Genomic DNA, 13229 nt, shown 5'->3' on the forward strand with positions numbered 1-13229 from the left:
CGGCCGGCTCTCACCCAGCCGGCCGGCCCGGCCCTCGCATGACGCGCCGCGCCGTCCGCCCGGCCCTCGCAGCGGCTGCTCGACTCCGTCCCCGTTGCGGCCGCGGACCCAGCTCCCGTGGCGCGGCTGCTCAGCTCGGTCCTCGTGTCGAGGCGGGCGGCTCAGCCGGCCTGCTCCAGCAGCGCCCGGGCGACCGCGCGGCCGGACAGCCAGGCGGTCTGCACGCGCGGCTTGCCGAACGCGTCCCCGGCCAGCCAGACCCGCCCGTCGCGCACGAACGGCCGCGTCTCCCCGCCCGCCGGCTGCGCGAACGTCCACCGGTGAGTGTTGATCTCCGGCTCCTCCTTGATCCCGAGCAGCTCGCCGACCGCCGCCGCGAGCACCGGCCCGGCCTGCGCCGGATCGTCGAGATGCCGCCGCGCCAGCTCCGCCGTCGAGTGCGCCACCAGCACCGGAGCCCCGTCCCCGCGCCGGTCCCCGTCGTCGCAGACGGTCGCAAGCACCGGGTGGTCGTTCACGAACGCGCCGTGCAGCTCACCCCAGACCCGCTCCGGGTACGCGAGCACGGCCGCGATCACCGGCTCCCACCGCTGCCCCTTCGCGGCCTCCGCCACCGCATCGGGCGGGTCCAGTCGCAGCGCCTGGGGCCCCGGCATGGCGAGCACCACGGCGTCCGCGTCCTCCGGGATCGCGGTCAGCGGCGTCTCCAGCCGCACGTCGAGCCCCGTGGCGAGGTCCTCGGCGAGGGACCGCAGCCCGTTTCCCGCCGCCCAGCGCTCGGTCCCGGCGACGGGCTCGCCCGGGAACACCTGGAACGTGTCGGTCCACGGCCGGGCCAGCCCCCGCGCCCGCCAGCCCTCTGCCACGGCCCGGAAGCCGGGGTCGTCCGCGACGAAGTAGGCCGCGCCGATGTCCGCGTACCTGTCGGCGTACCTCTTGCTGGCAAGCCTGCCCCCGACCACCCGGCCGCGCTCCACGACCCGCACCCGCACGCCGGCCGCGCTCAGCTCCTGAGCACATGCCAGCCCGGCGATTCCCGCACCCGCAACGACGACGTTCATGCCCACGAGCCTAGGCCGGTCCGCGCCGGGCCCCCGAGTTATCCACAGGCGGGAGTTGTCCACAGGCTGCTTTGCGCCGCCAGGCGAAGCCGCCGAGCATCAGCACGGCCACCACTGCCGCGATCAGAAGGACGAGAGGGAGGTGCGAGACATGGCTACTGCTCATCGTGCCGGTGATCCAGTCGTGCAGCACGTCGACGCGGGCGCTCAGATCGGGGCCCTCGTGCGGGCAGCGGGGCCCGGTGCTGACCACGGCGACGAGCACAGGCGCGCCGCCGGGCCGCTCCGCAACATAGGGGCCGCCGGAGTCGTGCGGGCAGGGGCTGGTGTCCGGGCGCGGCTCCCGGCCCGAGGTCTCGAGCAGCGTGTCCCCGACCGCGTCGACGGTGAAGACCCCGGTCTGCAAGCGGGTCGCCGGCGCACCGTCAGCCGTCAGGCCATAGCCGGTGAGGCGCAGCGTCGCGCCGGCGGCGGGTGGTTCGGTGGCCGGCGCGACCAGTGGCACGCCGGTGATCGGCCGGTCGAGCCGGGCCAGCGCCACGTCCGAGTCCTCGGCCTGGTGGACCGCGTCCACCTCGGCCTCCTGCCCGCCACCGCCGGTCAGATCCGTACGGCCGACGACAGCCGTGGTGCGGTCGGCCACAGTGCGGTCCACCCGGCGCTCGTCCTCGTCCTTGAAGCAATGCCCGGCGGTGATCACCCAGCGTGGCGCGATCAGTGCACCGGAGCACGAGCTGTCCCGGGTGCCGCCGTCCGTGGCCGGCAGTCCCGTCATCGTGAGCAGCACCGTGAAGGGATAACCGCCGTCGGTCACGTCCTCGCCATAGGCGATCGCCGCAGCCGGCCGGGCCGCGGGCAGCAGGGCGGACGCCGCTGTCAGGAGCACGATCAGGGCACGGACGAGAAGTGGGCGCAAGGCAAGCCGTCCGAAAGTCGCAGGGTCAGGAAGTCCCATCGTGCGGCGGTGGACCTATGGGCGGGATAAGGCGCATTCGCCGGGCCGTGCAGACTGGGGGGATGCGACGACCCCCCGTCCGCCTGTCCCTCGTCATCGCCGCCGTGGTGCTCGCGGCGGTCGTGCTCGGCATCGGCCTGGTGCGCGCGGCGACCTACGAGGAGCCCGGGGTGACGCCGATCGCACGGCCGGGGGAGCAGCAGCTCGTCCCGGCGGAGGGCACGGTCGGCACGTGCGCCGGGGTGCCCGTCAAGGCGACGCGCGAGCTGCGGGGCATGTGGCTGACCACCGTGCTCAACATCGACTTCCCGAGCCAGCCGGGCCTGTCGGAGGCGCAGGTCAAGGGCGAGTACCAGAAGTGGCTCGACCTGGCCGTGTCGCGCCGGCACAACGCGATCTTCGTGCACGTCCGGCCGTCCGGGGACGCGTTCTGGCCTTCCGCGTACGCACCCTGGTCGGAGTGGCTCACCGGCCGGCGTGACGGCAAGTCGCCGGGCTGGGACCCGATGGCGTACATGGTCGACGAGGCTCACAAGCGGAACCTCGAGTTCCACGCGTGGTTCAACCCCTACCGGGGGACGCAGCCCGGGCCGTCCGGGCCCGGCGCCGACTTCGCGAAGCTCGCCCCGAACCACCCGCTGCTCAAGCACCGTGACTGGGCCGTCGCCTACCCGAAGGGCAAGAAGACGGCCCGGCTCTACTTCGATCCGGGCAACCCCGCGGCGCGCAAGTTCGTCGAGGACTCCATGCTCGAGGCGGTGCGGAAGTACGACATCGACGGCGTGCACTTCGACGACTTCTTCTACCCCTATCCCGAGGGCGGCGGCAACGAGTTCGGCGACGACGCCTCGTTCGCGAAGCGGACCGACAAGCGGCAGTCGCGCGGCGACTGGCGGCGGCAGAACGTCAACACCCTGGTCCACGAGATGAGCACGCGCATCAAGGAGCTGAAGCCGTGGGTGAAGTTCGGCATCAGCCCGTTCGGCATCTGGCGCAACAAGTCCTCGGACCCGCGCGGCTCCGACTCGGCGGGCCTGGAGAGCTACTCGGCCATCTACGCCGACACCCGCACCTGGGTCCGCAACGGGTGGCTGGACTACATCGTTCCGCAGCTCTACTGGACGATCGGCTTCGACAAGGCCGACTACGGCAAGGTGCTGCCCTGGTGGTCCTCGCTGGTCAAGGGCACCCCGGTCCAGCTGTACGTGGGCCAGGCCGACTACCGCGTCGGCGAGGACGGCGCGTGGAGCAAGCCCGACCAGCTCGACAAGCAGCTCACGCTCAATGACAAGTACGGGGTGCAGGGCAGCGTCCACTACAGCGCCAAGCAGGTCCGGGCCGACCGGCTGGGTGCCGTCTCGAAGTACGCGGCCGACCACTATGCCGCCCCGGCCCTGCTCCCGACGATGAAGCGGCTGCCCCTCGCCGCGCCCGCCACGCCCCGCCTCAACCTGGCCCGTCGCGCGGGCAGCACCGTGACCGTCGAGTGGCAACGGGGCGAGGGCGCTGCCCCGGTGTCCTGGGCCCTCTACCGCGTCGACGGCGCCGCCGCGAATCTGGTCGCCACGGGCCGCGTGGGGGCCCAGGACATCGCCGACCCCGCCGCGCCCGCCGCCGGCGCCACCTATTGCCTGAGCATGCTCGACCGCTCCGGCAACGAGAGCCCGCTGAGCGCCCCGGTCAGCATCAGCTCCTGACGCCCTCGCCTTACCCTCGCCGGGAGCGTCCGGCGTCGGCTGGCTTGTGGTGCGGAGTGCGCCCTGCTCGCCCCACGGTGCGGGAGTGCGGCCGACTCGCCTTTCGGCCGAAGGTGAGCCCAGCACGTGCTGCCGCTCGCCTGGGGGCGTGCGGGTGCGGGCGCGTTTCGGCGTCGCCTGGGTCACGGTCCGGTGCGGGCGGCTGGCATGGCCGATTCTCAGTCGCCGGGGTGATCGTGTTGCCGCGCGCCGGATCCACGGTGAGCGTTCACCGTGGCTTCGACCGGGGCGCGGCCGGGCGGTCAGCCGGTGACGTGGCCGTCGGCGACTTCGAGGTGGCGGGTCGTGTGGACGGCCTCCAGCATGCGGCGGTCGTGGGTGACCAGCAGGAGCGTGCCCGGATAGGTGGACAGCGCCGACTCGAGCTGTTCGATCGCGGCCAGGTCGAGGTGGTTGGTCGGCTCGTCGAGGACCAGCAGGTTCACGCCGCGTGCCTGGAGCAGGGCGAGCGCCGCCCGGGTGCGCTCGCCGGGGGAGAGGGTGGCCGCCGGGCGCAGCACGTGGACCGCCTTGAGCCCGAACTTCGCCAGCAGCGTCCGCACGTCGGCGTCGGACATGTCCGGCACCGCCGTCCCGAAGGCCGTCAGCAGCGGTTCGTCGCCCAGGAAGAGGCCCCGCGCCTGGTCGACCTCGCCCACGACGACGCCCGAGCCGAGGTGGGCCGAGCCGCCGTCCGGCGTGATGCGCCCGAGCAGAGCCGCGAGCAGCGTCGACTTGCCCGCGCCGTTCGCGCCGGTGATCGCCACCCGGTCGGCCCAGTCGATCTGCAGCGTCACCGGCCCGAGCGTGAAGTCGCCCCGCCGCACGACCGCGTCCCGCAGCGTCGCGACCACGGATCCCGACCGCGGCGCGGCGGCGATCTCCATGCGCAGCTCCCACTCCTTGCGCGGCTCCTCCACCACGTCGAGGCGCTCGATCATCCGCTGCGTCTGCCGGGCCTTGGCGGCCTGCTTCTCGGTCGACTCGGCCCGCATCGACCGGCCGATCTTGTCGTTGTCCTTGGACTTGCGCCGCGCGTTCCGGACGCCCGTCTCCATCCAGTTGCGCTGCATCCGGGCGCGGTCCTCGAGCGCCGACCGCTTGTCCGCATACTCCTCGTAGTCCTCGCGCGCGTGCCGCCGGGCCGTGGCGCGCTCCTCCAGGTACGCCTCGTAGCCGCCGCCGTACAAATTGACCTGCTGTTGCGCCAGATCGAGCTCGAGCACCGCGGTCACCGTCCGGGCCAGGAACTCGCGGTCGTGACTCACCAGCAGCGTCCCCGCCCGCAGCCCCGCCACGAACTCCTCGAGCCGCCGCAGACCGTCGAGGTCCAGGTCGTTGGTCGGCTCGTCGAGCAGGAACACGTCGTACCGGCTGAGCAGCAACGACGCCATCTGCGCCCGCGCCGCCTGCCCGCCGGACAGGGCCGTCATCGGATGGTCCAGCGCGACCGCCAGCCCCAGATCGGCGGCCACCTCGCCGGCCCGCTCGTCCAGATCGGCGCCGCCCAGGTCGAGCCACCGCTCGAGCGCCGTCGCGTACGTCTCGTCCGCCCCGGCCGCCCCCGCGGCCAGCGCTTCCGCCGCCGCGTCCATCGCCACCTGCGCCGGGCCGACGCCGGTGCGACGCGCGAGGAAGTCACGCACGGTCTCCCCGGCACGCCGCTCACGCTCCTGCGGCAGATAACCGACCGTCGCGGTGGGCGGGCTGAGCGACACGCTGCCGGCCTCGACCGGCACCAGTCCGGCCAGCGTACGCAGCAGCGTCGTCTTGCCCGCCCCGTTCACCCCCACGAGCCCGACGACGTCGCCCGGTGCCACGACCAGGTCAAGCGAACGGAACAACACGCGGTCGCCGTGCCCGGCGGCCAGATCACGGGCAATCAAGGTGGCGCTCATCGGCTCACGACTCTATCGGCCCGCCGCCCCGCACCCGCCGCCCCCGTCCGCCCCCACGCCCGGCAGGTTCCGAATCGCCGCCCGCCCGCGCACGGCGCTGTAGTCGTCCGCTCGCGCACGGCGCTGTCGTCGGCCCGCCCCCGCACGGCGCTGTCGTCGCCCGCCCGCGCACGGCGCTGTCGTCGCCCGCCCGCGCACGGCGCTATCGTCGGCCCGTCCCCCGCACGGCGCTGTCGTCGTCCGCTCGCGCACGGCGCTATCGTCGGCCCGTCCCCCGCACGGCGCTGTCGTCGTCCGCTCGCGCACGGCGCTATCGCTCTGCCCGCTCGGGCTCCGGCGTCTCCGACCGGCGCCGGGCGTCGAGGACGGCGAGGACGTTGGCGACGAGGCGCTCCGGCTCGGGCCCGTCCGCGGCCAGCGGCTGCGACATCAGCGCCCGCAGGTAGACCGGGGCCAGCAGCAGGTCGACCACGTCGAGGGGCGTCAGCTCGGTGGCGCCCGCCGCGTCGAGGATCCGCTGGAAGCCGTCCAGCCGCCGGTTGATCAGCTCCAGGGTCGTTCCGGCCGCCGCCTCGGAGCTCGACGCCGCGGCGATGATCGTGCGCAGGAAGGCGGGACCGCCGGGCGAGGCGACCCAATCCGCGAGCCGCACGGTGTACGCCAGCAGGTCCTTCCGCAGGTCCCCACTCGCGCCGATCGGCTGCCGGTCGTTGAGGTCGTCGATCGCCACGTCGAGCACGAGCGTCTGCGGCGTGCGCCAGCGCCGGTAGAGCGTCGCCAGGTGCACCCCCGAGGCGGTCGCCACGTCCGCCATGGTCGGCAGGGCGCCGTCATGGGCGACCAGCAGCTCTCGCACGGCTGCGTGCACCGCGGCCCGGGTCTTGCTCGTGCGCCCGCCGGGGCGCCGGGAGCCCGGCGTCTCTGTCATGTCGCTCACCCTATCGCGAATTCTCTTGCATTAAGCCGGTGGCCGGGTCGATGCTCTATTGCGAAACCACTCGCATTAGTTGGGACGGTCGTCATGCCTCGTGTCCTCGTCGTCGGAGCCGGCATCGCCGGTGACACCCTCGCCGTCAGCCTCGATCGCGCCGGATGGGAGGTGACGGTCGTCGAGAACGCCCCGGATCTGCGCACGGGAGGTCAGACGGTCGACCTGCGCGGCGCCTCCACCGGAGTCCTCGACCGGCTGGGCGTGCTCGACGCCTGCCGCGCCGCCCTTGTCGACCAGCGCGGCATCGCCTGGGTCGACGCCTCCGGCCGCCGCCTGGCCGCGATGCCGGTCGAGGCCTTCGGCGGTGCCGGCTTCGTGTCCTCGGAGGAGCTGCTGCGCACCGACCTGGCCCGCATCCTCCACGCGGCCGGCAGCGACCGCATCACCTACCGCTGGTCCGACACCGTCGAGGCGATCGACCCCGCGGACGACCATGTGACCGTCAGCTTCCGCGGCCACCCGGCCGAGCGCTTCGACCTCGTCGTCGGTGCGGACGGCGCCCACTCCCGCACCCGCTCGCTCGTCTTCGGTCCCGAGGACGGCTATCGCCACGCCCTCGGGCTCGGCCACGCGTGGTTCACCCTCGCCGAACACCCGGACACTCCCTCCCTCGACGGCTGGTCCCTCGTTCACAACGCTCCCGGCTCCCGGCTCGTCGGGGCCCGGCCCGGACACCCCGGCACCCAGGAGATCGGCTTCAGCTTCCCGATGCCGTCCGCGCCACGTGGCCTCGACCGCGAGGACCGCTTCGCCCTGCTGCGCACGACCTTCGCCGGCGTCGGCTGGCGCACGCCGGAGCTGCTGGCGGCCCTGCCGGACGCCACCGACTTCGCCCTCGACACCTTCGACCAGATCCGCATGGACACCTGGCACCGCGGCCGCGTGGTCCTCCTCGGCGACAGCGCGTGGTGCGTCAGCCCCCTGAGCGGCCTGGGCACTGCCCTCGCCCTCCAGGGCGCCGAAGCCCTCGCCGCCGAGCTCACCGCCGGCCACCGGGACCTGGCCACCGCCCTCGCCCGCTTCGAGCACGCCATGCGCCCCGCGACGACGGCGGCGGCGAAGCTCATCCCCGGGCGCGTCCGCTCCTACGCCCCGAAGAGCGCCCTCGGCATCAAGGCCGTCGCCGGAGTGATGCGCTTCGTCCAGAGCCCCTTCCTCACCCCGGTCATCGCGCACGTGGGCGCCTCTCGTGGCCACTGACCGCCCGCCGGGGGCATCACGCCGTCATGGGCACCGCCGTCCCCGACACGCGAACGCCCGCCTCGCCCGGGGTCAGCGTCACGGTCAGGTGCCCGGGCCGGCCCATGTCCGCGCCCTGCACCAGCTCGACCACGGCATCGGCGGGCACGAGCCCGAGCGCCCGCAGATAACCGCCGAAGGCGGCCGCCGCGGCGCCGGTGGCCGGGTCCTCATAAACGCCGCCCACCGGGAACGGATCGCGCACGTCGAAGGCGAGCGGTCCGGTCCGGTGCACGAGCTGCACGGTGGTCCAGCCGCGCGCCTCCATCAGCCTTTTCAGGGCGGGCACGTCGTAGTCCAGCTTCGCGAGCCGCTGCCGGGTGGCCGCGGCGAGGACCGGATGACGAGCCCCCGCGTACGCGACCCGGGGCGGCAGCGCCGGATCGAGGTCGCCGGCGGCCCAGCCGAGCGCGGTCAGCAGCGCCTCGAGATCGTCGCCGGGCAGCTCGGACACCGTGGCGGCGACGCTGGTCAGGGTGGCCCGGCCGGCATCGTCCACGTCCACGGGAACCGGCCCGGCGTTGGTGACGAGGTCGAAGCGCCCCGCGCCCTCCCACTCGGCCAGCGCGACGGCCGTGGCGACCGTGGCGTGCCCGCAGAACGGCACCTCGGCCAGGGGACTGAAGTAACGCACGCGGAACGACCGGTGCCCCCGCTGCTCGGTGAGGAATGCGGTCTCGGAATAGCCCACGTCCGCCGCGATCGCGAGCATCTCCGCGTCGCTCAGGCGAGCCGCGTCGAGCACGACGCCGGCCGGGTTGCCACCGGTGGGAACAGCGCTGAAGGCGGCGTACCGCTGGATGTCGATGTCGGTCATGGCGATCAGCTTGCCCGGCCGCTGCCGGCGCGACCACCCTCTTCGGTAGCCATGGCCCCCCTCCTTGGAGGGTGCAAGATCGCTGAATTGGGTACCAAAGAGGCTTGGTCGATGGGGTGGGGCGCGGAGTAGCGTTCCCGGCGTGACACAGGCTTCCCCACTTGTCCCGACCCCACCTGCCGACCTACCGCGCACCCTCGGTGAGCTCCGTGCCTCCGGGCACGAGTTCCGCACCGTCAAGGAGGAGCTGCGCGACAACCTGCTCGACCGCCTGCGCCGCGGCGCTCCGCGGTTCCCCGGCATCGTCGGGTACGACGACACCGTTCTGCCCGAGGTCGAGCGCGCGCTGCTCGCCGGCCACGACATGGTCCTGCTCGGCGAGCGCGGCCAGGGCAAGACGCGGCTCATCCGGGGCCTGATCGACCTGCTCGACGAGTGGACCCCGTTCATCACCGGGTCCGAGCTGCGCGAGCACCCCTACCAGCCGCTGACCCCCGCGACCCGGCGGCTGGCCGAGGAGGCCGGCGACCTGCTCCCGGTGTCGTGGCTGCACCGTTCGGAGCGTTACGGCGAGAAGCTGGCGACGCCGGACACCAGCGTCGGCGACCTCATCGGCGACGTCGACCCGATCAAGGTGGCCGAGGGCCGCGCGCTCGGCGACCCGGAGACGATTCACTTCGGGCTCGTGCCGCGCACCAACCGCGGCATCTTCGCCGTCAACGAGCTGCCCGACCTCGCCGAGCGCATCCAGGTGTCGCTGCTCAACGTGCTCGAGGAGCGCGACATCCAGGTCCGCGGCTACCAGCTGCGGCTGCCGCTCGACCTGCTGCTCGTCGCCTCGGCCAACCCCGAGGACTACACCAACCGCGGGCGCATCATCACCCCGCTCAAGGACCGCTTCAGCGCCGAGATCCGTACGCACTACCCGCTCGAGGTCGAGCTGGAAGAGGGCCTGATCCGGCAGGAGGCGGCGCTGGCGGCCGCCGTGCCCGACCACCTCATCGAGGTCATCGCCCGCTACACCCGGGCGGTCCGCGAGTCGCCGGCCGTCGACCAGCGCTCCGGCATCTCGGCCCGGTTCGCGATCGCGGCCGCAGAGACGGTCGCCGCGTCCGCGCTGCGCCGCGCCGGGCTGCGCAACGAGCGCGAGGCCGTCGCCCGCATCGGCGACACCACCTCGGTGACGAGCACGCTGCGCGGCAAGGTCGAGTTCGACAGCGGCGAGGAGGGGCGCGAGGTCGAGGTGCTGTCCCACCTGCTGCGGGTGGCCACCGCCGAGACGTTCCGGGCCCGGCTGGGCGGCCTCGACCTGTCCGGCTTCACCGACCTCGTCGCCGAGGGCGCGATCATCGAGACCAGTGACCTGACCTCGGCCGAGGAGCTGCTCGGCCAGCTCGGCACCGTGCCCGGCCTGGCCAAGGTGCTCGACCGGCTCGGCCTCGGCGACGCCCCCAGCCCGGGCCAGGCCGCCGCCGGCGTCGAGTTCGTCCTCGAGGGCCTGCACCTCACCCGCCGGCTGGCCAAGGAGCTGACCGACGACGGCCGCACCCTCTACGGGAGCTGATCATGGCAGGAAACCGCTTCCGGTACGGGGCCTGGCGCGACGGGCCCGACCCGCTCGCGCCCCCGTACGACGTGCGGGCCGCCGTGGACGAGGTCGGCGAGCGGGTCCTCGCGGGCGACAACCTGCGGGACGCGCTGCGTGACCTGCTGCGGCAGGGTCCTCGCGAGGGTCGTGGCCTGGACGATCTGCGCTCACGGGCCCAGCGGCTGCGCCGGGAGGCCCTGCGGCGGGGCAACCTGGACGGCGCCGTGACCCGGGCCCGGCAGCAGCTCGACCAGGCCCTCGCCGCCGAGCGCGACGAGCTGCGCGGCCGCGACGACATGGACGCCCGGTTCAACGAGGCGGTGCTCGACAACCTGCCGCGCTCGACGTCCCGGGCCATCGAGGAGCTGCGCGACTACGACTGGCAGAGCGCCGAGGCCCGCCGGACGTACGAGCAGATCCTCGACGGGCTGCGCCGCGAGGTCGTGGAGCAGCGCTTCGCCGGCATGCGCGACGCCCTGCAGAACGGCGACCTGGCCACCGACCAGCGGCTGTCCGAGATGCTGGGCGACCTCAACGACCTGCTGGGCAAGCACGCCCGCGGCGAGGACACCGGCGACGCCTTCCAGCAGTTCATGGAGAAGCACGGCGAGTTCTTCCCGGAGAAGCCCGAGAACGTCGAGGAGCTCATCGACTCCCTGGCCCGGCGGGCCGCGGCGGCCGAGCGGCTGATGCGGTCGCTGAGCCCGCAGCAGCAGGAGGAGCTGTCCCGGCTGATGGACCAGGCACTCGGCGACGGCCCGCTGCGCGGTCAGCTGGGCGAGCTGACCGACAACCTGCGCGCGCTGCGACCCCAGCTCAACTGGGGCCGGGGCGAGCGGATGCGCGGGCAGCAGGACCTCGGCTACGGCGACGCCACCGCCGCCCTCGAGGACCTCGCCGAGCTCGACGACCTGCTCGACCAGCTCGACGACGAGCGGCCCGGGGCGACCCTGGACGACGTCGACGTCGAGGCGATCGAGCGGCAGCTCGGGCGCGGTGCGGCCGACGACGTGCGGCGGCTGCGGGAGCTGGAGCGCGAGCTGCGCCGGCAGGGCTGGGTCACCCGCGACGGCGACGGGCTGACGCTGTCGCCGAAGGCGTTGCGCCGGCTGGGCCGCACGGCGCTGGCCCAGATCTTCAAGGACCTCACCGGCAAGCAGCGCGGCGAGCACGACCTCCGGGACGCCGGGGCGGCCGGCGACCTGATCGGCTCGTCGCGGCGCTGGCAGTTCGGCGACGAGCAGCCGCTCGACGTCGTCCGCACGATCGGCAACGCGGTCCGCCGCGGCGCCTCGGGCAACGGCGGCGCCGGGGGAAGCGGCGGTGCCCGGAGCGGCGGCGGCGGGGGAAGCGGCGGTGCCCGGAGCGGCGGCGGCGGGGGAAGCAGCGGTGCCCGGAGCGGCGGCGCCCGGGGAAGTGGCGGTGCGCTAGGAGGCGGCGCTGGGGGAGGCGCCGGGACACTTCCGGTGCGGCTGCTGCCGGAGGACTTCGAGGTCGCCGAGACCGAGCGGCGCGCGTCGGCGGTCGTCGCGCTGTGCGTCGACCTGTCCTACTCGATGTTCGCCGACGAGCGCTGGGGCCCGATGAAGCAGACGGCGCTCGCGCTGTCGCACCTGGTGGCCACGCAGTTCCCGCAGGACTCGCTGCAGATCATCGGCTTCAACAAGTACGCCATGCCGCTCAGCCAGGGCGAGCTGGCGGCCATCGAGCCGGACATGGTCAAGGGCACCAACCTCCAGCACGCGCTCAAGCTGGCCGGCCGGCACCTGCGCCGCCACCCGGGCGCCGAGCCGGTCGTCCTCGTGGTCACCGACGGCGAGCCGACCGCGCATCTCGAGGACGACGGCACGGCCTGGTTCAACTGGCCGACGCTGCCGGAGACGGTGGAGGCGACCGTGCGCGAGGTCGATCAGCTGACCCGGTACGGGGCGACGCTCAACCTGTTCATGCTGGGCGAGGACCCGGGCCTGCGCCGGTTCGTCGACGCCGTGGCCCGGCGCAGCGGGGGCCGGGTGTTCAGCCCCGAGGCCGAGGAGCTGGGCCGCTACGTCGTGGACGACTACGTGCGGAGCCGCCGCGGCAAGCGCTGACGGGCGCCGGCTCCGGCGACGGGCAGCGGTGCCGATGACCCGGCATCGTCGCCCGGCACCAGCATCCGGTGACCGGCGCAGCGTCGGTGACCGGCGCAGCGTCCGCGTCCGGTCGGCTCCAGCGTCCGGTGACCGGCGCAGCGTCGGCGTTCGGTGACCGGTGCAGCGTCCGGTGACCGGTGACCGGTGCAGGATCGGCATCCGACGATCGAGGCGCCGCGCCCTGCCGAGGGGCGCGGCGCCTCGCCGTTTCAGGGCCATCAGAGACCGGCGCCGGCATTGCCAAAAGCGGCCGGCACTGTGCGCGGAGCGGGGGCGCTAGCCGCGGGGGGCGTACATGATCAGGCCGACACCGGCGAGGCACAGGAGGACGCCGGCGATGTCCCATCGGTCGGGGCGGTAGCCGTCGGCCACCATGCCCCAGGCCAGCGAGCCGGCCACGAAGACTCCGCCGTAGGCGGCGAGGATGCGGCCGAAGGCGGCGTCCGGTTGGAGGGTGGCCACGAAGCCGTACAGGCCGAGGGCGATGACGCCCGCGCCGATCCAGGCCCAGCCGCGGTGCTCGCGGACGCCCTGCCAGACGAGCCACGCACCGCCGATCTCGGCGATGGCGGCCAGCAGGAACAGCAGGATGGAGCGCAGGACGAGCACCCCCGCACCCTATCAACCTATCCTCCTAGGATGCCCAAGACCGTGTGACTGCGGCCGTCGCCGCAAGATCCAGCTCACGGCCGCCTGGTCACCAAGGCTCTCGACCCGATGCGGGCCTTGTTCCGGGGCGTCAACGCCTACGCGGGCGCCGACGAAGCCACGCATACTCCGACCAGCGGCGGGCCCCATTGACGGCGCAGTGA

At 73.7% G+C, this 13229-nt stretch carries 10 protein-coding genes; 4 read left to right on the forward strand and 6 right to left on the reverse strand.

The features are described from left to right. Positions 1–161: 161 nt before the first annotated feature. Together RAN62_RS04775 and RAN62_RS04780 are read right to left on the reverse strand one after the other, a co-directional pair. Positions 162–1061, reverse strand: a complete 900-nt coding sequence (locus RAN62_RS04775; protein ID WP_305783223.1) for an NAD(P)/FAD-dependent oxidoreductase — start codon at positions 1059–1061, stop codon at positions 162–164. Between the two features lie 10 nt (positions 1062–1071). Next, the gene (locus RAN62_RS04780; RefSeq protein WP_305783224.1) at positions 1072–1947 is read right to left on the reverse strand and encodes a S1 family peptidase; all 876 of its coding nucleotides are present in this window, start codon (positions 1945–1947) and stop codon (positions 1072–1074) included. A 131-nt stretch (positions 1948–2078) separates the two neighbouring features. Between RAN62_RS04780 and RAN62_RS04785 the strand changes: the two genes are divergently transcribed. Continuing rightward, entirely contained in the window at positions 2079–3713 is a 1635-nt protein-coding gene (locus tag RAN62_RS04785) for a glycoside hydrolase family 10-like protein (RefSeq protein ID WP_305783225.1), read from the forward strand. 302 nt (positions 3714–4015) lie between these two features. On the opposite strand, the gene RAN62_RS04790 is transcribed toward RAN62_RS04785, so the two are convergent. Further along, the gene (locus tag RAN62_RS04790; RefSeq protein ID WP_305783226.1) at positions 4016–5650 is read right to left on the reverse strand and encodes an ABC-F family ATP-binding cassette domain-containing protein; all 1635 of its coding nucleotides are present in this window, start codon (positions 5648–5650) and stop codon (positions 4016–4018) included. A 310-nt stretch (positions 5651–5960) separates the two neighbouring features. Further along, positions 5961–6578: a TetR/AcrR family transcriptional regulator gene (locus RAN62_RS04795; RefSeq protein WP_305783227.1), complete on the reverse strand. Its 618-nt coding sequence runs from the start codon at positions 6576–6578 to the stop codon at positions 5961–5963. Between the two features lie 93 nt (positions 6579–6671). On the opposite strand from RAN62_RS04795, the gene RAN62_RS04800 reads away from it, so the two are divergent. Further along, complete coding sequence (locus RAN62_RS04800) at positions 6672–7841, forward strand: FAD-dependent monooxygenase (protein ID WP_305783228.1); 1170 nt, start codon at positions 6672–6674, stop codon at positions 7839–7841. Between the two features lie 16 nt (positions 7842–7857). On the opposite strand, the gene RAN62_RS04805 is transcribed toward RAN62_RS04800, so the two are convergent. Further along, entirely contained in the window at positions 7858–8688 is an 831-nt protein-coding gene (locus RAN62_RS04805) for a PhzF family phenazine biosynthesis protein (RefSeq protein ID WP_305783701.1), read from the reverse strand. Positions 8689–8839: 151 nt separating this feature from the next. On the opposite strand from RAN62_RS04805, the gene RAN62_RS04810 reads away from it, so the two are divergent. Continuing rightward, positions 8840–10261, forward strand: coding sequence for a sigma 54-interacting transcriptional regulator (locus RAN62_RS04810; protein WP_305783229.1), 1422 nt, complete (start codon positions 8840–8842; stop codon positions 10259–10261). A 2-nt stretch (positions 10262–10263) separates the two neighbouring features. After that, positions 10264–12375 carry a vWA domain-containing protein gene (locus tag RAN62_RS04815; protein ID WP_305783230.1) on the forward strand — a complete coding sequence of 704 codons (2112 nt, stop codon included), beginning with the start codon at positions 10264–10266 and terminating at the stop codon, positions 12373–12375. 318 nt (positions 12376–12693) lie between these two features. Here RAN62_RS04815 and RAN62_RS04820 read toward each other — a convergent pair whose 3' ends face one another. Beyond that, entirely contained in the window at positions 12694–13026 is a 333-nt protein-coding gene (locus RAN62_RS04820; protein WP_305783231.1) for a YnfA family protein, read from the reverse strand. Positions 13027–13229: the final 203 nt, after the last annotated feature.

It is taken from the genome of Symbioplanes lichenis, from assembly GCF_030709675.1.
Classification (GTDB): Bacteria; Actinomycetota; Actinomycetes; order Mycobacteriales; family Micromonosporaceae; genus Actinoplanes; species Actinoplanes lichenis.

Bases quoted from the DNA above. Each gene is read 5' to 3' on its own strand.
- RAN62_RS04775 (WP_305783223.1), bottom strand. From the start codon at position 1,061: ATGAACGTCGTCGTTGCGGGTGCGGGAATCGCCGGGCTGGCATGTGCT.
- RAN62_RS04800 (WP_305783228.1), top strand. From the start codon at position 6,672: ATGCCTCGTGTCCTCGTCGTCGGAGCCGGCATCGCCGGTGACACCCTC.
- RAN62_RS04795 (WP_305783227.1), bottom strand. From the start codon at position 6,578: ATGACAGAGACGCCGGGCTCCCGGCGCCCCGGCGGGCGCACGAGCAAG.
- RAN62_RS04815 (WP_305783230.1), top strand. From the start codon at position 10,264: ATGGCAGGAAACCGCTTCCGGTACGGGGCCTGGCGCGACGGGCCCGAC.
- RAN62_RS04785 (WP_305783225.1), top strand. From the start codon at position 2,079: ATGCGACGACCCCCCGTCCGCCTGTCCCTCGTCATCGCCGCCGTGGTG.
- RAN62_RS04790 (WP_305783226.1), bottom strand. From the start codon at position 5,650: ATGAGCGCCACCTTGATTGCCCGTGATCTGGCCGCCGGGCACGGCGAC.